This window comes from Halogeometricum limi, assembly GCF_900115785.1.
GTDB classification, from domain to species: Archaea; Halobacteriota; Halobacteria; order Halobacteriales; family Haloferacaceae; genus Halogeometricum; species Halogeometricum limi.
This window is the reverse complement of the sequence record NZ_FOYS01000005.1, coordinates 364,385-387,304: the sequence shown is the minus strand read 5'-3', so window position 1 is coordinate 387,304 and position 22,920 is coordinate 364,385. Positions and strand designations below refer to the sequence as shown.

The 22,920-nt window shown below is 62.8% G+C and carries 16 protein-coding genes; 10 read left to right on the top strand and 6 right to left on the bottom strand.

The window, feature by feature from the left end; genetic code table 11:
- Positions 1-602 precede the first annotated feature (602 nt).
- Positions 603-1,028 carry a VOC family protein gene (locus BM282_RS15765; protein WP_089882780.1) on the bottom strand — a complete coding sequence of 142 codons (426 nt, stop codon included), beginning with the start codon at positions 1,026-1,028 and terminating at the stop codon, positions 603-605.
- A 324-nt stretch (positions 1,029-1,352) separates the two neighbouring features.
- Between BM282_RS15765 and BM282_RS15760 the strand changes: the two genes are divergently transcribed.
- Positions 1,353-2,237, top strand: coding sequence for an aldo/keto reductase (locus BM282_RS15760; protein ID WP_089882778.1), 885 nt, complete (start codon positions 1,353-1,355; stop codon positions 2,235-2,237).
- A gap of 125 nt (positions 2,238-2,362) precedes the next feature.
- Complete coding sequence (locus BM282_RS15755) at positions 2,363-3,583, top strand: MFS transporter (protein ID WP_089882777.1); 1,221 nt, start codon at positions 2,363-2,365, stop codon at positions 3,581-3,583.
- Positions 3,584-3,640: 57 nt separating this feature from the next.
- Here the strand turns inward: BM282_RS15755 and BM282_RS15750 are convergent, their stop codons facing one another.
- Entirely contained in the window at positions 3,641-5,770 is a 2,130-nt protein-coding gene (locus BM282_RS15750; RefSeq protein WP_175501581.1) for an AAA family ATPase, read from the bottom strand.
- Between the two features lie 55 nt (positions 5,771-5,825).
- On the opposite strand from BM282_RS15750, the gene BM282_RS18655 reads away from it, so the two are divergent.
- Positions 5,826-6,272: a hypothetical protein gene (locus BM282_RS18655; RefSeq protein ID WP_175501580.1), complete on the top strand. Its 447-nt coding sequence runs from the start codon at positions 5,826-5,828 to the stop codon at positions 6,270-6,272.
- Between the two features lie 49 nt (positions 6,273-6,321).
- Here BM282_RS18655 and BM282_RS18265 read toward each other — a convergent pair whose 3' ends face one another.
- Complete coding sequence (locus tag BM282_RS18265; protein ID WP_139229741.1) at positions 6,322-9,834, bottom strand: hypothetical protein; 3,513 nt, start codon at positions 9,832-9,834, stop codon at positions 6,322-6,324.
- Positions 9,835-10,050: 216 nt separating this feature from the next.
- Here BM282_RS18265 and BM282_RS15735 point away from each other — a divergent pair, with 216 nt between their 5' ends.
- Entirely contained in the window at positions 10,051-10,902 is an 852-nt protein-coding gene (locus BM282_RS15735; protein ID WP_089882770.1) for an HFX_2341 family transcriptional regulator domain-containing protein, read from the top strand.
- A gap of 49 nt (positions 10,903-10,951) precedes the next feature.
- Here the strand turns inward: BM282_RS15735 and BM282_RS18650 are convergent, their stop codons facing one another.
- Positions 10,952-11,809 carry a hypothetical protein gene (locus BM282_RS18650; protein ID WP_089882768.1) on the bottom strand — a complete coding sequence of 286 codons (858 nt, stop codon included), beginning with the start codon at positions 11,807-11,809 and terminating at the stop codon, positions 10,952-10,954.
- A gap of 244 nt (positions 11,810-12,053) precedes the next feature.
- Between BM282_RS18650 and BM282_RS15725 the strand changes: the two genes are divergently transcribed.
- Together BM282_RS15725 and BM282_RS15720 are read left to right on the top strand one after the other, a co-directional pair.
- A complete protein-coding gene (locus BM282_RS15725; protein WP_175501579.1) occupies positions 12,054-14,246 on the top strand; it encodes a PKD domain-containing protein in 2,193 nt (730 codons plus the stop codon).
- Between the two features lie 102 nt (positions 14,247-14,348).
- Positions 14,349-16,154: a pentapeptide repeat-containing protein gene (locus BM282_RS15720; protein WP_089882765.1), complete on the top strand. Its 1,806-nt coding sequence runs from the start codon at positions 14,349-14,351 to the stop codon at positions 16,152-16,154.
- 88 nt (positions 16,155-16,242) lie between these two features.
- Here BM282_RS15720 and BM282_RS15715 read toward each other — a convergent pair whose 3' ends face one another.
- Positions 16,243-17,106 carry an HFX_2341 family transcriptional regulator domain-containing protein gene (locus BM282_RS15715; RefSeq protein ID WP_089882764.1) on the bottom strand — a complete coding sequence of 288 codons (864 nt, stop codon included), beginning with the start codon at positions 17,104-17,106 and terminating at the stop codon, positions 16,243-16,245.
- Positions 17,107-17,305: 199 nt separating this feature from the next.
- Between BM282_RS15715 and BM282_RS15710 the strand changes: the two genes are divergently transcribed.
- On the top strand, positions 17,306-17,614 hold the full coding sequence (locus BM282_RS15710) for a hypothetical protein (RefSeq protein WP_089882762.1): 309 nt from the start codon (positions 17,306-17,308) through the stop codon (positions 17,612-17,614).
- Between the two features lie 65 nt (positions 17,615-17,679).
- A complete protein-coding gene (locus BM282_RS15705) occupies positions 17,680-17,979 on the top strand; it encodes a DUF7526 family protein (RefSeq protein ID WP_089882760.1) in 300 nt (99 codons plus the stop codon).
- Between the two features lie 134 nt (positions 17,980-18,113).
- Here the strand turns inward: BM282_RS15705 and BM282_RS18885 are convergent, their stop codons facing one another.
- On the bottom strand, positions 18,114-19,526 hold the full coding sequence (locus tag BM282_RS18885; protein ID WP_245758390.1) for a DUF6498-containing protein: 1,413 nt from the start codon (positions 19,524-19,526) through the stop codon (positions 18,114-18,116).
- A gap of 636 nt (positions 19,527-20,162) precedes the next feature.
- Between BM282_RS18885 and BM282_RS15690 the strand changes: the two genes are divergently transcribed.
- A complete protein-coding gene (locus BM282_RS15690; RefSeq protein ID WP_089882757.1) occupies positions 20,163-20,684 on the top strand; it encodes an LUD domain-containing protein in 522 nt (173 codons plus the stop codon).
- On the top strand, positions 20,684-22,864 hold the full coding sequence (locus BM282_RS15685) for an LUD domain-containing protein (protein ID WP_089882755.1): 2,181 nt from the start codon (positions 20,684-20,686) through the stop codon (positions 22,862-22,864). The genes BM282_RS15690 and BM282_RS15685 overlap by 1 nt, the downstream gene beginning before the upstream one ends.
- The last annotated feature ends 56 nt before the right edge of the window (positions 22,865-22,920 follow it).

Sequence of the window (22,920 nt, the reverse complement as noted above, 5' to 3'; positions counted from 1 at the left end):
CCCACCCCACGTTTCCGTCGTTCTCGGTCGGAGGAGGGGGGGTCCGTCGTCGGCGGAGTGAGTCGAGGGCCGGAGAACGGTGGGCGTACGGGGAGACGGCGTGACCCTCGGGTTTCGTTCAGACCGCTTTAAGACGGTGTTTGGACCCGTTGAGACGACGTTTGGAGCCATTCAAACAACGTCCATCGACGATTCACGAGGCCGCGGCATCGACTACTCCAACATTCTCCGACGACACCTCCACTCGCATCGCCACCTGAATCTTCACTCGAACCTCTACCCCTAGTAAGTCGGAACCTATACCTAGCAAGTCGAAAGCCGACTCTAGCAATATTCAGACGCACTTTCACAGAAACGTTTATTGCTCTTCCGTGGAAAACAGTCCAGTAGCTGCCTTATGCTAAAAAGAGAAGCACTCTGTGCTTCTCACCCCCTCCCCCTCTCTCGAACTGGAACGACGGAAACGCGGGGTGTGTGTGTCACCCCACCCCGAAAACGACGGAAACGTGGGGTCGACTCGTTTACGGGACTGGACGATTCTGTGACGCGTTCGAACGAAGAACGACGGAAATCCGGGGTGTCTGACGGACGAACCGAGTACGTTACGAGGTCGCTTCCAACAGTTCGACCAAGTTCCCTTCCGGGTCGCGGACGAACAGGATTCGACTCCCGCTTTCGGTCGTCTGCGGTTCGCTGAGTGTCTCTACCTCCGAGGGAAGGCCCTCGTAGAACGCGTCGACGTCCTCGACGGTGAGACCGAGATGTGTCGCGCCCGGACGGTCGACCATGAGGTCACCGACCGCTTCGCCCTCCGGGTCGTACTCGACGAGTTCGACGCGGACGTCGCCACCGTCGAGGTGTGCGAATCGCCCCGTCGCACCCGCGACGCCGACAGCAGTCGCGAAATTCTCACCCGACACGGAGAACCGGTCGAGTACCGAGAGGCCGAGCGTCTCGTCGTAGAACTGAACGGCGCGGTCGAGGTCGGCGACGGTCACGCCGACGTGGTGAACGGAGAGGTCGGTCACGTCGGACGCTACGGGGAGGACAGGGGAATAGCCTCCGACTCGCCGTCTGTCGGAAGACTGCGGGCGACGGGTAACGCTCGCTCGAAACGCATCCGGAAATCGTCAAACCATTCGGGAGACCACGTCGTCGACGAACCCGTTCGTCGCGTACTTGGCGCAGGCGCTTCGACGAGACGACCAGACGCACGGGCGAGACGAGTAATCGACGGACGGAGAGAATCGAGACGCTCTCGCCCTCCGCCCTCGTCTCCGTTGGCCGTCTGGTTCGCTGCGGTCGCTTCAGCGACCCGAAACTACTCCCCGCTTCGGTTGGTTGTCTCTCACATGCAGACGCGCGCACTCGGACAGACGGGACACGACAGCACGATAACCACGTTCGGTGCAATCGCGCTCAACTGGCTCACGCAGGAGGGGGCGAACCAACTGGTCGAACTCGCTCTCGACCACGGAATCAACCACTTCGACGTCGCTCCGACGTACGGCGACGCCGAACTCAAACTCGGCCCGAAACTCCGACAACACCGCGACGACATCTTCCTCGGCTGTAAGACGCAGGAACGCGACTACGACGGCGCGCGCCGAAAACTCGAACAGTCGCTGAACCGACTCGGCGTCGACTCCATCGACCTCTATCAGGTCCACGGCCTGGAGTACGAAGAGGAACTGGACGCTATCACCGCCGACGACGGGGCGCTCGCGGCGTTCCGCGACGCGAGAGACGAGGGCCTCGTCGACCACATCGGCCTGACCAGCCACGGGTCGCCACAACTCATCCTCGACGCCGTCGACCGCATCGACGACATCGAATCGTTGATGGTCCCGATGAACCCCGTCGTCGCCGGGAAAGACGGCGACGAGTACGACTACGAAGCCGTCCTCGAACGGGCCGACGAGGAGGACATCGGCACGCTCGGAATCAAAGCGTTCGCGAAGGGGTCGTGGCCGGCGACCGACGAACTGGCCGAAGACGACCGTCCGTACGCGAACTGGTACGAACCGGTGGACCGCCCCGAAGAGATACGCGAGCGGTTCGACTTCGCGGCCGCACAGGGGTTGACGAGCGTCGTCACGCCGGGCGACCCGAAACTCGTCGCGATGGTGTTCGACGCGGGAAGTCGCTACGACGGGATGGACGAGGCCGAACAACGGTCACTCGTCGAGCGACTCCGGCACGAGGACAGCCCCGTCCCCGAGCAACTCCACCACTGAGGCGCTCGAGCGCTCACTCGAATTACATCCAAACCTTCGGGCGATGTATTGCTGTATCAGCAAACTTCGTCGGGTACTGTTGGCTTTATCTCGCTCGAACGAGACACGGGCACCGTTCCCAACAGATGACACACCGAACGTCCTCCACCTCGCCGCCGGGCCGGTCTACGGACGAACGACTCAGAACGTGGGGTATCATCGTCGGCTTGAGTCTCGTCTCTACGGGCCTCGCCGCGTACGAAATCGTCCCCGCGAGCGTGACGCCGATACTCCGCGACTCGCTTCAGATCAGCCCGACGAAGGCCGGACTCGTGGTCGGTGTCATGTTTGGGACCTCCGTCGTCGCCAGTCTCCCGGCGGGTGCGGTTCTCGACCGAACCGACTCCCGGAAGGTCATTGCCGTCGCCGTGTTCGCACTGTGCGGCGTCGGCGTCTGGGGCTGGTACGCCGCTCGGATCGGTGACTATCGCTCTATCATCGCGTCGCGCGCTGTCGGTGGCGCGGCGTACGTCGTCGTCTGGAACGTCGGTATCGACCTGGCGAGTCGGGCCGTGACGCCGGACCGTCGTGCGACGGCCGTCGGCATCTTCACCGCGAGCGGTCCCGTCGGTTTCGCACTCGGTCAGGGGACTGGTCCACTCGTCGCCGAATCGTTCGGCTGGCCCGCGATATTCCTCGTGTACGCCGCGCTCGCACTCGTCGGACTTCTCGTCTTCTGGCCGTTGAGCCACGGCCTGGGCCGCACGGAAAGTAACGCGCCGTCGCTCTCCGAGTTCGGTGCCGTCCTCAAAAACGGGGCCGTCTGGCAGGTCGGATTGCTGGGATTTCTCGGCTACTCGCTCTATCTCTTCGTGAACAGTTGGGGCTCCTCGTACCTCACCGAAGAGGTCGGTCTCTCGCTGGGACTCAGCGGACTCCTCGTCGCCGTCTTCCCCGCCGTCGGTATCTTCGCGCGAGTGAGTAGCGGCGCGCTCTCCGACCGGGTGTTCGGCGGCCGACGTCGCCCGGTCGTCCTCGGGTCGTTCGCCGCCGCGGCCCCCTTGCTCGTCGCCTTCACGCAGTTCGACTCGCTCTTCGTCCTCCTCGCGTTCCTCCTGCTCTCGGGCTTCGCGGTCCAACTCACGCTCGGACTGTCGTTCAGTTACGTCCGCGAGTTGGTCGACCCGAACGTCGCGGCGACGGCGGTGGCGTTCCAGACGAGCATCGGACTCGCGGGTGCGTTCATCGCCCCTATCGCGGGTGGAGGCGTCGTCAGCGCCGCCGGATTCGACGCGGCGTTCCTTCTCGCGGGATGCCTCGCAGTCGCCGGTATCGCACTCGCGTGGCAGGCACCCGAACCGGCCTGAGACGGCGAGAGAGGCCGGACGAACACCGTGTTGTTACTGGCTGCAGTGCGATAATTCTCAACCGAACATCACGTCGTCCGCGTTTTCGACGCCCCGAACCGACGCGGGCGCGATTACCTCGACTGCGGCGTCGAACTGCGTCTGCGTGACCGCTCTCTCGGCATCACTCCCTGTGGCTATCTCGGCGTCGACGGCCCGCATCGCCGCCTCCCGACAGACGGCCGCCAAGTCGGCTCCCGAGTAGCCGTCGGTCGCTTCGGCGACGGTACCGAGTGAAACGTCCGCCGCCAGCGGCGTCTCCCGCGTGTGGATGGCGAGGATGGCTTTCCGTGCCTGTTCGTCGGGAAGTCCCACTGCCACTTCACGCTCGAACCGGCCGGGACGGACGAGGGCGTCGTCGACCGCGTCCGGTCGGTTCGTGGCCGCGAGGACGAACACGTCTCCCGTCGGCTCGACGCCGTCGAGTTCGGCGAGCAACTGCCCGACGACTGTATCTCTCCTCGAATCGCCGCTCCCGCGAACCCCGGCGAGGGCATCGAGTTCGTCGAAGAAGACGACACACGGCGCGTTCTCGCGGGCTCGTTCGAAGAGGCCGCCGATAGCCTCGACGGCCGACCCGACGCCACCGGCGAGGAGTTCCGAGCCCTTCACGGAGAGGAACGTCGCCTCGGCCGCGTTCGCGACGGCCGTCGCCAACCGCGTCTTCCCCGTTCCCGGCGGGCCGTGCAGGAGCACTCCGCTCGGCGGCGTCACCCCGTACGTCTCGAACGTCTCGGCGTACTGGGCGGGCCAGACGACCGCCCGTTCGAGGACGTGTTTCGCTTCGGCCTGTCCGCCCACGTCGTCGAATCCGACGTCGGGGACGGCGACGCGGAACTCCCGCATCGACGACGGTTCGATGCGGTCGAGTGCCACCTCGAAGTCCGCGCTCGTGACGCGGAGCGGTGACTCGCCGACGCGAACGTCGATTCCGCCGTCGACGCGGCGGGCCGTCACGCGCGTCGCTTCCGTCACCAACTCGGCGAGATCGGCACCGGTGAACCCGACCGTGCGCCGCGCGATGTCTGCGAGGTCGACGCTCTCGTCGACCGGGGTGTCTCGGGTGTGAATGCCGAGAATCTCCTCGCGACCGGTCTGCGTCGGCGGTCTGACCTCGATTTCGCGGTCGAACCGGCCGGGACGGCGGAGCGCACGGTCGATGTCGTCGACGCGGTTGGTGGTCGCGACAACCATCACGTCGTCCTCACCTTCCAAGCCGTCGAGCAGGGTGAGCAGTTGCGTGACCACCCGGTCCTCGGGGCGTTTGCGGCCACCCCGCGAGCGCGCGATGGCGTCGAGTTCGTCGACGAAGACGATGGCGGGCGCGTTCCGCCGCGCTCGCTCGAACACCTCGCGGACGTTCGCTTCGGACTCGCCGAACCACTTCGAGAACACCTCGGGACCTCGGATGGACTCGAAGTGTGCGTCGACCTCGGTGGCGAGGGCTCTCGCGAGCATCGTCTTCCCCGTCCCCGGCGGGCCGTACAAGAGGACGCCGCTCGGCGGCGTCGCACCGAGGTAGTCGTACAGGTCGGGGTTCCGAAGCGGTCGCTCCAGCATCTCTCTGACCTGTTCGACGGCGTCGTCGATACCACCGAGGTCGGCGTACGTCACCTCGCCGTCGGTCTCTGCGTCCCGTTCGGACTCGACGTCTTCGAGGTCGACGAACTCCGTGTCCGTGTACTCGCGGATGGTCACGAGTTCCTCGCCGGGGCAGTCGACGACGGTGACCGCGACGGAGTCGCGCACGCCCGCAGAGAGCGGGATTCGGAACGACCAGTCTTCGCGGACGGCGCGTCCGGCGAGGCGGCGACGGAGTTCCACGCGGACGACGGGGTCGCTCGGGACGCCGTCGACGACGGCGACGGTCACGCGGTGGGCGGCGTCGAGCGACACCGGTTCGACCGTGACGGTGTCGCCAGCGTCCAGACCGAGCAACTCCCGGGTCCGGGTGTCGAGCGCGACGATGTCAGTCTCGTCCGCGTCGACGGTCGGGCGGATGGCGACGACGACGGACTCGCGGTCGTCGTTCGTGACGCCGAGGTGGTCGTCGTTGTGGACTCCGAGGTCGGTCATCTGGCTCTGCGGAATCGCGGCGATGGCGAACCCTTCGAGACGCGGCGCGAGACGCTTGACGGTGAGTTGCATAGGTGTGGCTGTGTCAGGAGTTGTTTCGGTACGGTTCGACCGATAGCCGACTGGAGTGACGCCGATACGGAGTCGAGACTCAGTCCGTCGCGGGGACCACGTCGCACGTCGCGACGTAGTACATCGCTTCCGTCTCGTCCACTCGGAGGCGGTTCGGCGCGAGGCGAACCGGGTCGAACGAGAGGCGGACCACTCGACCGGCGTCGTCGACGCCGACGACGTCCAGCGAACGGAGGGCGGTGGGTACCTCCTCGTGCGAGATGCCTTCCTCGAACGTAATCCGCGCTTCGTCACCGTCGACGCCCGTGCTGTCGACGCCGCCGCAGTCGGCCGCGGCGTCCGAGAGTGCGTCGGCGAGCGATTCGAGCGAGTCGGGGACGGAGACAGTGTGGGATGTGTGCTCATGGTGGATTCGGCCACGGAACGCGACCGATACGACACGCTTTCGCGGGAGGGACCCTCGTTCTCCCGGTCGACCGTCTGGATAGAACAGACGATATAGACGATTCAGACAATCGTTCGGAAGCGTTCGGGTGTCGGAAGAGAACGAGTCAGCGCTGCACCGACCGGGTGAGGGTGAAGACGAACACTCCGACGAGGAACACGCCGAGGAACCCCTCCATCTGCGCGAGGAGGTGCAGACCGGGCGTGAGTCCCGCGGGTCCGTTGAGGACGAGCGTGACGAACGACTCCATACTGAGGATGACGTACCCCGCGAACCCGGCCCCGTACGGCCCGTTATCGAACCCGACTCCCGGCGGGAGGACGACGGTGTCGTAGACGTAGTAAGCGGCGGTCCACAGCGAGACGATGAACAGCGAGACGCCGACGACGCGTTGTGGTTTCTCGCCGTAGCCGGTGACGAGCCACAAGAAGACGTTCGAGAGCCAGGCGTAGAGATTTCGGCAGAGTCGGTACGAGTGTTTCCCGACTTCGGGCCAGCGGCTCTCGGCGTACTGGCGCTTCAGAGTCCACTTCTGACTCACGCCAGTATCGAGACCGGACAGAGGATTAGCTTCAGCATCGATGGACTTGTTTTTTTGAGGGGGTCGAGGCCCAGTCGCCGCCTCTGGTATTTTCCCGTTTTGTCCACGTTCGCTAGCGCCGTCGTTCCGCTTAGCATCTCTCTTATTCACGCGTGGGTCTGAGACGTCCGCATCGACGAACTCTTGACTGTGCTCTTCGTGTTTCGTCGTTGTCTCGCCACCGTTCGGTGCTTTTGGGACCGATCTTTTCGGAGAGCCGTCTGACGAATTGTTTGTTTTGCCACCCCACGCGATGCGTAGGTCGGCAGCCGAAGCGAGCACTCGCTGCCAGTGCTGGAGGCGCGCATACTTCATTTCTCGGATGAAGAAACTAGCTGCAGCGGCGTTCTCGCCCTCGCCTATTGCTCCTTTCTTCGCTTTAGCGAACGTCGCCTCTAGCGTGTTTAGATCCAGTCTACGTTCTTCGAGTGGGGTTGAACTGGCGTTGTCGAGAATCGCATCGGCGACGGCGACTGTGAGTTGCTCGAAAATAATCCGTGCCGCTTCTCCTGGTGGATAATCGTCACGGCCGGTGTTCAACTGGTACTCCAGGGCATTGGCAAGACCCGCAGATCGCTTTCGAGAGTTGGCGAAACTGACGGAGGACGGCCGGTCAGACGGGTCATCACAGAGTGAAAACCAGAGTCGCCGAATAGGCTGCTGCACGTCCTCAAGCGCGTTCTTTTCTATTCGGACGCTGGGGGCGTCTGCGAGTTGTTCGAGAATGTCCGTGCTCTCTGATTTCCACGACTCGTTAGTCCGGTGAGTGAGAAGTGCAGACACGATTCGACGAATAACTGATTCTTTCTCAAAACAAATATGGTCGGATTCTTCAATAGCGTCTGCGAGACGTTCTCGATGCAGTTGCGCGCATCGACCAAGTGCTGGCCAACCATTCGGCGTTGTCTGAGGATCGGACCACAGTTCGAGGACGAGGCGAATCTGGCTCCAGTCGGAATTTGAGAGGTATAATGCACTCTCACCGTCAACCGGTCGACTAGACTTGACAGCCGCACCCGTTTCCACTGAGACATCGCACGTCCACTGCTGAATAGTTCTTACTGCATTCGAGAGGGGGTCGTCTATCCAGTCCGTGGGGCTGTTGTTGGTGGTAGGTCTCCCACCTGTGTCTTCGAGATGTGCACTAACGAAGTCGGACACGAGTTCGACCGCACCAGACATATCATTTGAATGTCTCATCTCTTCGCAGAACTTTTCGAGCGAGGCGTCCTGTTCGAGGAGGTCACTAAGAACCGACCGCGCGACGACGACGGCTGTCCCCTCGGGGACGGTCGACTCACCGAGCGACGGAGAGCGTCCGAGTATTGTCGCCGCGCGTCCGATAGACCGTTCTCCCTGATCGCGGAGTCCGACCAAATCCCACCCGACATTGTGAAACGACTGCCTGTTTTTGGAAAACTGAAATCCGTCGAACTCCGTTTCGACGAACCGGACGTACTCGAATGTCTTTGCACCCGGTTGTGGTTCTTTGACGTTCACCTTCCCGAGGGTCGCATCTCGAAGATCGTAGACCGTTCTCTCGGTCGAGCTAACGCCGGACGTCTCCGATATCGACTGAGCAAATCTTCCGGCCGTGACCGACGCCCCTCGGAGAAGAACGGTCGTCCCGGTGGGGTATGTCGATTCTCTCAGATCAAGCGTTAGCTCTCCCTGTACTGTCGAGTGAGAGAGGTCGATTGGCCCTCGAATTCCTCGCCCACCAGTAAACCGAACGGAGTCAATGGCCAGATCTTCTTTAAAAACGGTATCGATGAAAGAACACGGACCTCCAACTGTCACTGGTGCGAACGAGCAATCGCTCGCGTGAGTACTACCAGAGACTGTAAACGGCCCGTTGATTCGAGTTCTGATGATTGCTAGGTCTCCGGCCACACTCACTTCTTTAATAGAAGTGGGCCCTCCGAAATCAGCGTTCATCGCGATGACGTCTTCTTCTATATCAACTTTCGAGAGACGAACTTCTGCTCCAGAATCTGTGCCCGCTAGATTCACGCTCCCTCCAATGCTAGAGCGAGCGATACTTATGTCCAGTTCGATACTCGCCCCAAGCAGTGACACGTAACCCTCGATGGTCGTTTCCACGAGAGAAACCTCTGCTCCAACGTCTGTACCGAGCCTCACGTCACCCCCCACGTTCGAACTAAGGATTCGTACTCCTTCCCCGACTGTTCCTTCGTCACAGACTACATTATCTGCGATTTCTGCATTACCGAGCCGTAAAGCACCTCTGACAGTTGCACTCCAGAGGTTGATTTCCCCGTCGATTTTGACGTTTCCGAAGTTAGCATCTCCCCCGATTTCCGCCTCTCGAAGTTCGATGTCTCGGTTGATTAGGGCCGATTGCAGGTTGAGGTCAGAGCCGACGCGAACGGCTTCGAGTGTTAGCCCTCCGCTCAGCGTTGCATGCTTCAAAACCAATTCGTCCACGAGAGCCACATCCGCCTTGATGTCGTGGTTGACGAGTGCGTTCGAGAGGTCCACTATTCCGGCCTGGCAGCCTCGGATATCTATTGGATATCTGTTCGTAGCATCGAGGCTTTCGTACGTTAAGTTGATATCACCGAACTGGGCACCAATGAACTGTTTCCGACGCCGCGAAACCGAGTCTCCGTTAGTTGCTTCGGAGTTTGGCGGAGCGGTTTCACAGATCGGGAGATCGGTCTCGTCTGATGGACCGCCGTCGAAATCAGGAGGTGATTGTTTCGATAGCGACCCGTTCACCGCCGCGAGAAACAACTGCGCGACGCCCGCGTCGTCGACGTCACACTCCGCTGGTGACTGGTGGAACAGACATTCGTCTTCGCCGCTCCGAGTCCGCCGGTGACACCGCCAGACGTAGTCCGCGTCGGCGTGCCGTCCGTTTCGGTCCGGTTTCTCGAGCAACCGTCGCTCGTCGTCGCCGAACGTGAACTCCCGGTCGGAGTCGGGGACCTCCGCACGAAGACGCTCCTCGTCCTCGTACACGGGCACCTCGAACGAACAGACGCGTGCGGCGGGCGAGAGGACCGGTAAACCCATTCACTGTGCGGTCGTCGATTGCACGTATAACGGTTCGCCTCTGATTTTCACCTTCGAGAATCAACGCCAATGGAGGAACGCCGGTCGGTATCGCCTCCGGCCGAATCCGGCCTTGATGGCGTCGAACAGCTGTTTTCAGTTTTTAACTGCTTCGGACGAATCAGTGCGACCAACGTGGCGAAAGTATAATATCTAGTAACTAGAGACGTATAGAGAATGAAGAACATCGTCGAGGTCCACATCATCCCCATCTGGGACGGGTTCGACGAAGCGCTCGCACCGGTCGAGAAGCACCGACCGGACGTGGTCTACCTCTTAGAAGACGAGAACGCGGAGATGCCCGCGAGATACGATGGGCTCCGACGAGACATCGCCGCGAACGTCCGCGAACTCCACGTCGGGCGACTCGACCTGTTCGACCTCTACGACGTGATGGGGTTCGTGACGACGCTCGCGGACGGCCACCGCGGCGACACCGTCCGGGTGAACATCTCGGCGGGGACGGCCGACTCCGCCCTCGGTGCGACGATGGCGTGCATGGACGACCGAACCGAGGCGGACCCGTTCCGCGTCCTGCCGGCGGACCCGACGCCGGGCGAGGAAACGGGCGAGACGAGACTCGTCGAGGGCGACGGATTGAACGTCTTCCCCATCGACTCGCCGACGCGCGACCAACTCATCGCCCTCGCCGTGATAGAGGCCTGCAACACCGACGGTCGACAGACGAAACTGAAGACAATTCTCGAACACGGGCGGACGCACGGGATGGACTGTCTGCAGGGCGTCGAGGGGAAGGGTCGATACAACAAACTCCGCGCGTACGCGACGGACTTCCTCGAAGAGAAGGGCTACGTCGAGATTACGGAGGTTTCCTCGCAGACGAAACACGTCGCGGTAACGGAGACCGGACTCCAGACGCTTCGGGCGTTTCGGCACCGTATCGAGGACGTCATCCGCGCCCTGGAGAACAGCGACGACGAGCGAATTCACCTCGACCTCGACCACCCGGCCGAGACGTTGGAACGGTGGACTCCAGACGGTGGGGCGCGACGGCGTGCGTCACAGTAACGAGGTCGAATCGTCTCGAACTGAGTCGGAAAAAGCGCGGAGGAGTCCGTTACCGACGAGCGACGACGGCGGCGAGCAAGACGACCAAGAGGCCGCCGATGACCGACTGTTCGAGCGTCACGCCGCCGAACGAGTCGTCGTCAGTGTTGGTGTCTGCGTCGGCGTCCGACGCGGTGGACTCCTCCGTCGCGGGGAGTTCTTCGGAGGCCGACTCCACGTCGAACGTGAACGTCAGCCCGTCGAACTCCTGTGCGAGTTCGGGGTGGCCCGCGGGCCAGTAGCTGATGTCGGCGATGACGGTGCGCTCGCCGGTGTTCGTGCTGTAGACGTTCGCTCGTACGTCCTTGATGCCCGAGGACTGGTCGACGGTGAACGTCCCGGAGACCATCCCCGCGCCACCGCTGATGGCGTCGGACGCTCCGGAAATCTGCATCCCCGAGGGAACCTGCATCGTCACGCGGACGACGACGTCGCAGTCGACGCCAGGAGCGACTTGGAACCCGCCGGCGACGTGCCCCGGCGACCCCGTCTCGACGACCTGTTTCTGGGCGTACAACCGCTTCTGCGAGAGCAGGTCGGTGTCGGCGTCGACGTTGCAGACCGACGCGTCGTCAGCGTCGGGCGTCGCGGTAGCGGTGGACGCTTCGGTCACGGTGGGGGTCGATTCGGGCGTGGCCGTCGGTGCCTCGGTAGTCGCCGGCGTCGACGTGGGAGTCGCCGTCTGCTCGGGCGTGGAGGTCTCTGTCGCCGTCGCGGTCGGCGTGGCTGTCGACGGCGCGACCGTCGTGGTGTTCGTCTCGGTGGTCGTCGCCGTCTGGTTCGTGTCCGCGGCGGCCGCGGGCACGGCGAGCAGACTGGTCACGACGACCAGCGTCAACAGGAGCGTACTGGTGGAGTTGGACTTCATGGCTGCGTCTGAACCGACGGCGGACCACGCATTGGCGACTCTTCCGTGACCGTCAGCGGTCGGTTGACCGGTTCGTTACCGACCGAACCGGTTCGACGAGAGAGGACCGGTCTGTTACCGGGCTGACCACCGTGACTGTCACGGAGGAGTCCCGAATACCGGACACTCCGTCGCTTCGAGTATGCAGAACGCTGTCCAATCGAGCGAGAACGGAACCGAATCGCGTGGGAGGACGACCGGAAGTGTGAGCCACGGCGAACTGCACACGGCGAGACGCCGTCTGCCTGCCATCGGTCGCCGTCTGACCGCCGCGGGTGGCCGTCTCGCAGTCGTCGTGTGTGTGGTCGTCCTCGTTCTGTCGACCCTGCCCGGCGGTGTGGTCGCGAGCGAACCGCCGACGGCGTCGTTCACCTACACGCCGTCGACACCGCACCCCGACGAGACCATCACGTTCGACGCCAGCGGCAGCAGCGACCCCGACGGCGACATCGTCGACTACGACTGGTACGTCGGCGGCGGCCGCTACGCCGACGCCGACGGCGAGACGGTCACGTGGACGTTCGACGAGGGTGGTTCGCACACCATCACGCTCGAAGTCGAGGACGAGCGGGGGAACGTCGACCGGTACCAGGAGACGGTGACCGTCGAGAACCCCGCGCCGGAGGCCGACGTCGACGTCACTCCCGCGTCGCCCGCACCCGACGAGACGGTTCACTTCACCGCGAGCGGCTCCACCGACGCGGACGGACGCATCGTCGACTACGACTGGTACGTCGGCAGCGACGACTACACCGACGGCGACGGCGAGAACTTCGAGACGTCGTTCGACACCGCGGGCACCTACACGGTGTCGCTGGAAGTCGAGGACAACGGCGGGAAGACCGACCGCGTCTCGGAGACCATCGTCGTCGAGAACGCGGCCCCGAAGCCGTCGTTTTCGGTGTCGCCCGCGACGCCGCATCCCGACGACGAGGTCACGTTCGACGCCAGTGAATCGACGGACGAAGACGGCCGTATCGTCGACTACGACTGGTACGTCGGCAGCGACGACTACACCGACGGCGACGGTCAGACGTTCACGCACACGTTCGACGAGGGCGGCGTCTACGACGTTCGCCTCGTCGTCACCGACAACGGCGACGTGACCCGCGAAGTCGAGCAGGCGGTGAACGTGACGAACCCGGCCCCGGTTCCGTCGTTCACGACGCGGAGTTCGCCCGACGGACTCGACGTCACGTTCGACGCCAGCGAATCGACGGACGAAGACGGCCGTATCGTCGACTACGACTGGTACGTCGGCGACGACTACCGCATCGGCTCCGAGCAGACGTTCACCTACGAGTTCGACGAGAAGGGCACCTACGAAGTCCGTCTCGTCGTCACCGACAACGGCGACGTCACCCGCGAACTGACGCGGGACGTGGCGGTCAGCCAGCGTCCGACCGCCGCCGTCGACTACGCCGGTCGAGCGCTCCCCGTCGGCCACACCGTCGAACTGTCGGCCGTAGACTCCGTCGACCCCGACGGCAACCTCACGTCGTACGTCTGGACGCTCCCGGACGGCACCACGAAACACGGCGAGACGGTCACCACCGCCGTCGCAGAGACGGGCGAACACGACCTGACGCTCACCGTCACCGACGAGACGGGCAACAGCCACACGGTCACGCGGACCGTCGTCGCGAAGGAGGCACCGACCGTCGCCGTGACGTGGTCGCCCGACACGCCGCGAGACGACCTCGACGTGACGTTCGGGGTGAACGCCTCGAAACCCGTCGAGACGGCCTCCTGGGACTTCGATGGCGACGGCGCGTTCGACGACGCCACCGGCGAGGTGGCTGTCCACGCCTTCGAGGATACCGGTAAGAAACAGGTCGGCGTCCGCGTCGTCTCCACCGACGGCGTCGCGACCACGCACACCGACGTCGTGCCCGTGCAACAGAGCGCGGCCTTCGAACTCACGTCGGTGAAAACCGACGTCGCCGAGGGGGAGACGGCTGTCGTGACGTTCAGCGCGAGTAACCTCGTGCGCGACACCCCGATGGACGTGAAACTCGCGCTCGACCTGCCCGACTCGGGGGCGTCCATCACGAGCGTCGATGGTGCCTCCGCCGCCGGACCGGGCGAGACGACGTTCGTCACCGTCGAACCGGGCCAGAAAGAGGAGGTGCGCGTGCGCATCCAGTTCACCGAGGCTGGGAGTTACGAAATCGGCGGTGACGCCGTCTACTACTTCGGCGACGACTCGTCGGCCGACCGCCGGACCGAAACCGTCGACACGATTGCCGTGACCGCGACGGGCGACGAAGCGTCCAGTGAGTCCCCGGCTTCCTCGACGCAATCGGAGGGCCTCGAAATCCCCGGTTTCGGTATCCGTGATGTCGGTATCGGCGTCGTCGCACTCCTCGTCGTCGGCACGATTCTCCGGCGGTTGTAGTCGGCAACAGCCAGAACGTGCAGTATTTTATGATAGTTGTAGAGAGCGATACGTTTAGAACCCGATACGAACGATTCGAACCAACTCGCCACACCACATTCAATGACGACTACTGAATCCACCCAAACCTGCGCCTACGTCGCGAAGAAAGACGAACCAAAGAACTGGAACGGTGAGAGCCCCAGTGACTGGATGCTCGATGAGGAGTCGTGGTCGTGTCCACACGAGGTGTTCGAGCACGAAGATGTCGAAGACGAGGAACACTGTGTCTTCCACACGGACCCTGAAGACCTGCCGGACGATGTGGACGAAGCGGCAGCGTTCGTGGAGGCTATCGAGGACGCGAACGACGGTGCCGAGCGAAAGACGGAGTTCGTGGGGGCGATTTTTGGAGCGTTCGAACTCGAACTGAAGACGGAGATTCACGTAGAGAGCGACTCTCCTATTCGGCTCGATCATACGGTTTTCGAAGAAAATGTCAAAGCGGATGGATTGGTCCTTCGTCACAGTGAGGTCTCTTTCAGTCGAGCTAGATTTGAGAGGGAAGTATCGTTCTTAGATGCCGAGTTCACAGGTGACGGTGATGTGTCGTTCAGCGAAGTCGAGTTCACAGGTGACGGTGAGGTGTCGTTCAGCGGAGCCGAGTTTACAGGTGACGGTGATGTGTTGTTCAGCGGAGCCGAGTTTACAGGTGACGGTGATGTGTCGTTCAGCGGAGCCGAGTTCACAGGCGGCGGTGATGTGTCGTTCAGCGGAGCCGAGTTCACAGGCGACGCTATTGTGTTGTTTAATGGAGCCGAGTTCACATGTGACGGTGAGGTGTCGTTCAGCGAAGTCGATTTCACAGGTGACGGTATTGTGTTGTTCAGCAGAGCCGAGTTCACAGGTGACGGTGATGTGTGGTTCGACGGAGCCGAGTTTACCGGAACTGTTTCATTCAGAGATAGCTCTCTTGGAAATAGCGTTTCTTTCGCCGACGCACAGTTTGCTGAGTGTGAACTCGAAATCAGTTCGATGGCGGATATGGACCTCCATCTCGCGGATTTCACCAACGTTCAACTGCAAAACGTCGACTTCAGCGGCGCGAACCTCGAACAGGCAATCTTCTCGCGGTCGAACCTCTACAACACAAACTTCTCCGGTGCAAAGCTCAACGGTGCTGTCTTCGGTGACGCTCAAATAAATCAAGGAACCGATTTTGGCGAGGACGTCGACTTCCGTGTTCCGTACGACCCCGAGTTCGAACGCGCGACAGACGACTCAGCATCAGGGACAGGCCGACTCACTCGGGTCGTCTCTCGATATCTCCCGAGCCAGCCAAACTGGCCAGACGAGAACGTCGGCGACGATGCAAACAGTGATACCGACGAGGAAGAGAGCCGCCTCCTCAAAGCCGCCCGCACCTACCACACACTCGAAAAAATCGGCCGCAACAACTCGCTCCCGGAGTTACAGCGAATCGGGTTCATTCGTCGTCAGGAGATGCACCGACTCCGGCAGGCAGAAGAAGCATCGACTGCGGATTCGCTCGGTGCAACGCTCAGTTGGTGGGGGAAGTGGATTCGCTCGACTGCTGCTCGCCTCACCCTCCTCTACGGCGAGAGTCCGTGGCGAGTCATCGGTGCGTCGCTGTTCGTCATTCTCAGCTTCGGGATGAGTTACCCCCTCGGTGGGTTTCGGGCCGCGAGCGGCAACAACACCGAATTGATCCGAGCGACGTCCTTCGGTGAGTGGCTCACGATGCTCCCCGACGGCATCTACTTCAGTATGCTCACCTTCACGACGCTCGGGTTCGGTGACTTTCAGCCCGCTGGCTGGGGGAAGCTCTTGGCCACCAGCGAGACGGCACTCGGAGCAACGCTTCTCGCGTTGCTCGTATTCGTCCTCGGTCGGCGAGCAGCACGATAGACGACCGAGGAACCGTTTACAATCTCACGCCCGTTACGACGAACTCGGCGGTTGAGGACATCTACTGCTCGGCCGACAGAGCCCGAGCCTACTCGCCGAGGAGGTGGCCGAACGCCGCGAGGATGTTCCGCCCGGAGTCGGTGATACTCACCTTGTCCGAGCGTCCGCGTTTCTCGATACGAACGTAACCGGTGCTCTCTAAGTCGTTCAACACGTCGGCGTCGAGCCTGTTGTACCGCGCACTCCAGGCTTTCTCCTCGGTGCCGAGCAGACAGTCGAGTTCCGCGTCGCCCGCCGCGCCGTCGCCCCCGAACTCCCGGATGATGTTCCGCTTGTTGACCGTGTAGTTCTGCTCGGCTATCTCTCTGAGGTAGTCGAGAACCGCGATTTGGTCCCGCGTCGGGCCGTCGATGGGATGCAACGGGATGTCCGTCGTCTCCGCGACGCCCGTACTCGCCGGACTCGACTTCACGTCGTGAGCGCGGTTCTCGGGTTCGACGCTGTACGGACGGGCACCGACCGCCATACACCCGACGGCCGCGGCGACGGCCGCGACGTGCGGTCCCGTCGCGACGTTCACGAACAGGCTGTCGCCGTCCGCCCCGCCGACGCCGTGATGCTCGGCTATCGTCGTGACGACGCCCATCACGTCGTAGAAGTCGGTGAGTCGGACCGGGACGCCGCGAACCTCCGCGAATCCGTGAATCACGTCGCGAACCTCCCGTTGGTACGCCGTGGTCTCGTGCCACGACGCCGCGTCGGTCTCGTGGGAGTCGCAGGCGGCGTCGAAGTCGACCCGACCGGTCTCTGCGGGCCGCCGCGTCGAGTCGTCGACGAGGAGGTAGACGAGGTCAGCCTTCCGACGCAGTGGTTCCACGATACGGTCGAACTCGTAGCCGAGGGGGACGACGTGAACGCGCTCTCGGTCGAGACTCGGCGCGAGATTGTCCATGCTCCGAGTACGAGCGAAGGGAAATGAAGTGTTGGCTCTGATTCTCTCGAACGATAACTATCACACCGACTCTCGGGTACATCTCTACCCCTACTCCGACGTATCGAGATGTCTCCGGAGATATGAGAACGAGGACACAGAGCGACGCCGAGAGTTCGGCGGGCGAAGTGGTTTAGTGAGAACCGGCTGAGAGTGAGTTGTGGGAGTAACGAAACACGACATTCGGAACGGAATCCGTGATGGAGTCGGCCGGTTCAAGCGAGAGGTCACCGCGTCGTTCACGAAAGAGGAACTCGGGGCTCTGTGCTCGGAGTTAGACGTCACTGCGACCGATTCCCCGGTTGCATCGACCACGAAGATGCGTCAGCAGATACGCGTCGCTGTGGGTGTCGCCGAGGCCGTTTCAGAGGCAGAGACGGGCAGTTTCTCGAAGCAGGAACTCGAAACGATAGCCGAAGCGATTGGCGTCGTCCCTGTTGCTGGTGACGAGCCTGACCCGCTCTTTTGAACGTCCTCAGACGAACACGGGGTCGAAATCACGCCATTCATCCTGCTCGCCTTCGTCCTGAGACTGTGACCGAGACCATCCAAGGCGACGTCCTGCACGTCATCCCGCCTGCCGAACTGGGCGAGCACGACCTGACGGATGATCTGCAGGAGCTAGCCGAGTCGCGCTACGTCGTCGTCCTCCGGAAAGGCGGCCATCCGTCGATACTCGACCTTCTCTGGGCGTTCGTTCGCCGCACCCCCGTCGAGGCGGTGACTGTCGTGACCGACCGTTCCTACGAAGAGGGCGACGAGATTGCGCTGACCGTAGAGAGCACGGAGCTAACTGGCGTCTACGTCACGGCCGCCTCCGGGCGAGACGCATAGCTGGTGCGGTGTTGTGCGCTGTCTCGCGACGAGGGAACGAACGGCGACCGCTCGAAGTCGGGTTCGAGATGTCGCCTCCTCTCGACGACCTCTCACGCCGGGAATCCCGCTCTCCATCTCTCGATTCCGGTGAGTCAGACCCGCGCGAGTCCGACCCACACGAGCACCGCGACGTGAAAGAGGATGAACGGGGCGAACACGAGACCGAGAGCCATCGCGAACTCGGTACTGACGTCCGGGTCCAGTACGACTCCTGCCGGGAGTATCGAAAAAAACAGAAACAAGAATCCGACGGCGGCGACGACGCCGAGGTCCCCTTCGGGGCGTTCGGTCTCCCGCACGGGTAGCCCGAGCGTCTCGACGGCCCGTTCGATATCGACGACGGGGCCGAACTGGACCTTCGAACCCTCCACCCCTTCGACTCCGGAAATCGTGAGCGTCCCCGTATCGAGCAACCGGTCCGCGATCGCGTTCTTCACCGAGAACGACGACCGCGCGACGTCGGCCGTCCACTGCGGGGCCTCGAGCAACGTGTCGTAGGCGACGAGCATCTCACCGCGGCGCTGGTACTCGACCGTTCCGTAGCGAAGGTAGTAGCTGAGGATACGGACTCCGGCGATACAGAGGATGATAAGCGCCGTGATTGCAATCCACGAGAGCTTCCCGGAGATGAGTGCGAGGGCGAACAGACAGAGAACGAAGAGTCCGGGCCGACTCGCGAAGCCGAAGGCGATGTACGGCAGACTCGTGAGTACGACCGGCGTCCGAGCGACGCGAACACGGCCGTCGATGGCTGCGTCCGGAAGTTCGATTTCGGGCGGGGGTTCGCGAAACTCCTCCTCGTCGAACAGGCGGTCACCGAGGCCGAACAGCGGGTTCTCGACGCGCTGTGCGTAGAACCCGAAGACCGACACGAGCGTCTTCGAGAGCACGGCGAGGACGAGGAGGAACAGACTCGTGTCCGAACCGCTGCTCCCGACCGTGAGGAGGCCGACGCAGACGAGCGAGAACGTGAGTAACGTCGGCGTCCGCAGTATCTCTCGTGCCGACACCTCCCGATAGCGCTCGTCTCGAACGTACTCGGTGACGAACTCTGCAATTTGTGTCACCACCAACGCGAGGACGCCCGCGACCAGTCCGACGGAGAGAACAGAGCCCAGAGACGGCGACCAGAAGAGGAGGGTCATCGGAACGAGGAACACGGCCCAGAAGCCGAGTATGGTGACTGCGAGCGGGACGTTACGCGGATAGATGAATGGCCAGTCCGGACGAGGCTCCCACCCTCCCCGTTTCTCGCGGAGTTCGTGAAGCGGTTCGATGCCGCTCGTAATCTCCGGTGAACCGTGCTCTGCGAGGAGGGCTTTCACCGCGGCGACGAGGACGGTCACGAACGCTTCGACCCAGTAGAGGACGAGTAGCGAGGTGAGATTCCAGTCCCAGACAGTGACGCCGACGAGCGGAACGAAATTCACGCAGGTGACTGCGAGCATCCCGACTAACAGCGTCGCAGCGGAGGTGAGACGGTGGCGGACCGGACGGTCGTTCACGGTGGGACGACGGAATGGCCGGTTATCGATTTGTCGGTACAGTGTCGGTATTCTCTCTCGCTACTCCGAGTCCCCACTCGGAGAGGTCGACGACCCTCGCGGACCTATCCGCTCCTCTCACCAGTGTCTCGTAACTGTCGGCCGTCGCGACGGTGTCGGCTACGAGATGTCGGTCGCCACCGAGGCCATCGACAACGCGATTTCCGGCTACGGCGGTCTGTTCGATTACACCACCTCTGCAAACGAGTTGCGGGACGCGCGTGAGAGTCTCACCGCGGCGTACGTCGCCCTCCAACTCGGTCCCACCGAACTCCTGAATCGCTACGAACACGCGGGGTTTAACCGGGTCGTAGTGATCGTCGACACGATTCGGAGGGCCTGCTCTCTCCCTAATTTCACACTCATATTTGTAGTATACTACATCAAAAATCAGATTATGAATACAAAAATACGAACTACAAATGTATGCTATGCCGCTTAGATTATTTGCGTCTGATAAAGAGGATAGTATATACTAATGAGGATTCACTTCGTTCTTATCTAATACTCTATCTTCGAATAGCTGGCTGATTCACTGATGACGCTGTCGTGTGCAACCCAAACTAAATAGTACTGTGGCGCTTGCGTCTCTGTATCATGTCCACATCGGCACTCACGCAGTTCGAGGCTGCGTTGGACGAACTCGGCGCGTCCGCCACGCACGTCGAACGAGACGCCTTCGGCGACCACGTCGAGGAACTCCTCGATCCTCCCGCTGTCGGTGTCACACTCGAAGAGACGCTCGGCGACGACGCGCTCTCGCTCGACGGAACGTCCGTCAGCGTCGACCCGACGCCGGTCGAACTCCGCGAGGCGACGACCGGTGTCACGGCCGCGACGCTCGGTATCGCCGACTACGGGTCAGTCGTCCTCACGCCGACCACCCGCGGCAGCGAACTGGTGAGCCTGTTCGTCGACCGGCACGTGGTGGTCGTCCGCGCGTCGGACGTCGTCGACGACATGAAGACTGCCGTCGACACGCTCGCGGTCGAGTTCCGAGAGACCGGTGGGAGCGCCATCGTCGCGACCGGACCCAGCGCGACGGCGGACATGGGCGAACTCGTGCAGGGTGCGCACGGCCCGCGCGAGGTACACGTCGTCGTCGTGGAGGACGAGTGATGTCGAAAGCCGACGACATCCGACGGCTGATGCGCACCGAGGGCGCGGCGGTGGCGGCGAACGCGCAGGGATTCAACGAGGGTCGATACGCCTCGGTCGCCGAGTTAGACGACTACGAGGGTCTGAAAGCGGAGGCGCGGGCGATAAAGGAGGACGCCATCGAACGCCTCCCCGAACTCCTCGACCAGTTGCGCGAGAGCGTCGAGTCGAACGGCGGGACGATGTACGTCGCCGAGGACGCGGCGGACGCGAACGACTACATCCGTTCTGTCGTCGCCGACAGAGACGCCGACCGGGTCGTGAAGTCGAAGTCGATGACCTCAGAAGAGATAGAGGTGAACGAGGCACTGGCGGCGGACGGCGTCGACGTGGTCGAGACCGACCTCGGCGAGTGGGTGTTACAACTCGCGGACGAGGCTCCCTCGCACATCGTGGCCCCGGCCATCCACAAGTCCCGCGAGGCCATCGCCGACCTGTTCGCGGAGCGGTTCGACACCGACGAACCGCTGGAGACGGCCGAGGACCTGACGCACTTCGCGCGCGAACGACTCGGCGAGCAGATAGTCGACGCGCAGGTGGGGCTGACGGGCGCGAACTTCCTCACCGCGGACACGGGGTCGATGGCGCTCGTGACGAGCGAGGGGAACGCCCGAAAGACCGTCGCCGCGACGGACACCCACGTCGCCGTCGCGGGCGTCGAGAAGGTGGTTCCGACCGTCGAAGACCTCCGCCCGTTCGTCGAACTCATCGGCCGGTCGGGGACGGGACAGGACATCACTTCGTACGTCTCGCTCCTCACGCCGCCCGTCGATACACCGGTCGTCGACTTCACCGACGACGAGACGCCGCTCTCGGCGTTCGACGCCGACCGGGAGTTTCACCTCGTGCTCATCGACAACGGCCGGATGGGGATGCGCGAGGACGACCAACTCAGAGAGACGCTGTACTGCATCCGGTGTTCGGCCTGTTCGAACTCGTGTGCGAACTTCCAGAGCGTCGGCGGGCACGCCTTCGGCGGGGAGACGTACTCGGGCGGCATCGCGACGGGGTGGGAAGCGGGCATCGAAGGCTACGACACCGCCGCGGAGTTCAACGACCTCTGTACCGGGTGTACGCGCTGTGTGAACGCCTGTCCGGTGGGTATCGACATCCCGTGGATAAACACGGTCGTTCGGGACCGAATCAACCGGCGAGACGACGAAGCGGCCGAGTGGCTGGTCGACGGACTGACGCCGGACGAGGAAGACGAGGGCGCACCGCTCCAGAAACGCTTCTTCGGCAACTTCGAGACGGTGGCGAAACTCGGGAGTCTGACCGCGCCGGTGTCGAACTGGCTGGCGAAGACTGACGCGTCTCGGTGGGCGATGGACCTCGCACTCGGTATCGACCCGCGCAGGGAACTCCCCGAGTTCCAACGGGAGACGCTCGTCGACTGGTTCGCCGGCCGCGAGTCGCGGGTGGCCGACCCGACTCGCCGCGTCGTCCTCTACCCGGACCTGTACACGAACCACGTGCAGGTCGAACGCGGGAAGGCGGCAGTGCGCGTCCTCGAAGCCCTGAGCGTCGACGTCGTCGTCCCGCCGGTTCCGTCCAGCGGTCGCGCCCCCTACTCGCAGGGGATGGTCGCGACGGCGACGGACCACGCCGAACGCGTCTCCGACGCCCTCGCACCCCACCTCGACGACGGCCGCGACGTGGTCGTCGTCGAACCGAGCGACCACGCGATGTTCACGCGCGAGTACGCCCGCCTCGTCGACGAGGAACCGTTCGCCCGACTCTCGGCGAACAGCTACGAGATTCTGGAGTACGTCTACGGCCTCTTGGAGAACGGTGCCGACGAGAGCGCGGTTCGCTCCGGCGACGGAGCCGAGATAGCGTACCACAGCCACTGCCAGCAACGGACGCTGGGGCTGGAGACGTACACCGTCGGCGTCCTCGAACGCCTCGGCTACGACGTGGCAACGACTGACGTGGAGTGCTGCGGGATGGCGGGGAGTTTCGGCTACAAGTCGGACTACTACGAACTCAGCATGGACGTCGGTGAACGCCTCCGCGACCAACTCGTGGCTGACGACGTTCGCGACAGACCCGTCGTCGCCAGCGGGACGTCCTGTCTCGAACAGATAGACTCGCTCCTGGAACGACAGCCTCGACACCCGGTCGAACTGTTGGTCGAGTAATTGATTCGTTCAACGCCGTCCCATTACGCCGATATGCTTGTAACGAAATGCGTGAT

Coding starts and splice junctions, on each gene's coding strand:
- BM282_RS18650 (WP_089882768.1), bottom strand. CDS start 11,809: ATGAAGTCCAACTCCACCAGTACGCTCCTGTTGACGCTGGTCGTCGTG.
- BM282_RS15760 (WP_089882778.1), top strand. CDS start 1,353: ATGCAGACGCGCGCACTCGGACAGACGGGACACGACAGCACGATAACC.
- BM282_RS15690 (WP_089882757.1), top strand. CDS start 20,163: ATGTCCACATCGGCACTCACGCAGTTCGAGGCTGCGTTGGACGAACTC.
- BM282_RS15735 (WP_089882770.1), top strand. CDS start 10,051: ATGAAGAACATCGTCGAGGTCCACATCATCCCCATCTGGGACGGGTTC.
- BM282_RS15685 (WP_089882755.1), top strand. CDS start 20,684: ATGTCGAAAGCCGACGACATCCGACGGCTGATGCGCACCGAGGGCGCG.
- BM282_RS18265 (WP_139229741.1), bottom strand. CDS start 9,834: ATGGGTTTACCGGTCCTCTCGCCCGCCGCACGCGTCTGTTCGTTCGAG.
- BM282_RS15720 (WP_089882765.1), top strand. CDS start 14,349: ATGACGACTACTGAATCCACCCAAACCTGCGCCTACGTCGCGAAGAAA.
- BM282_RS15750 (WP_175501581.1), bottom strand. CDS start 5,770: ATGCAACTCACCGTCAAGCGTCTCGCGCCGCGTCTCGAAGGGTTCGCC.
- BM282_RS15715 (WP_089882764.1), bottom strand. CDS start 17,106: ATGGACAATCTCGCGCCGAGTCTCGACCGAGAGCGCGTTCACGTCGTC.
- BM282_RS15755 (WP_089882777.1), top strand. CDS start 2,363: ATGACACACCGAACGTCCTCCACCTCGCCGCCGGGCCGGTCTACGGAC.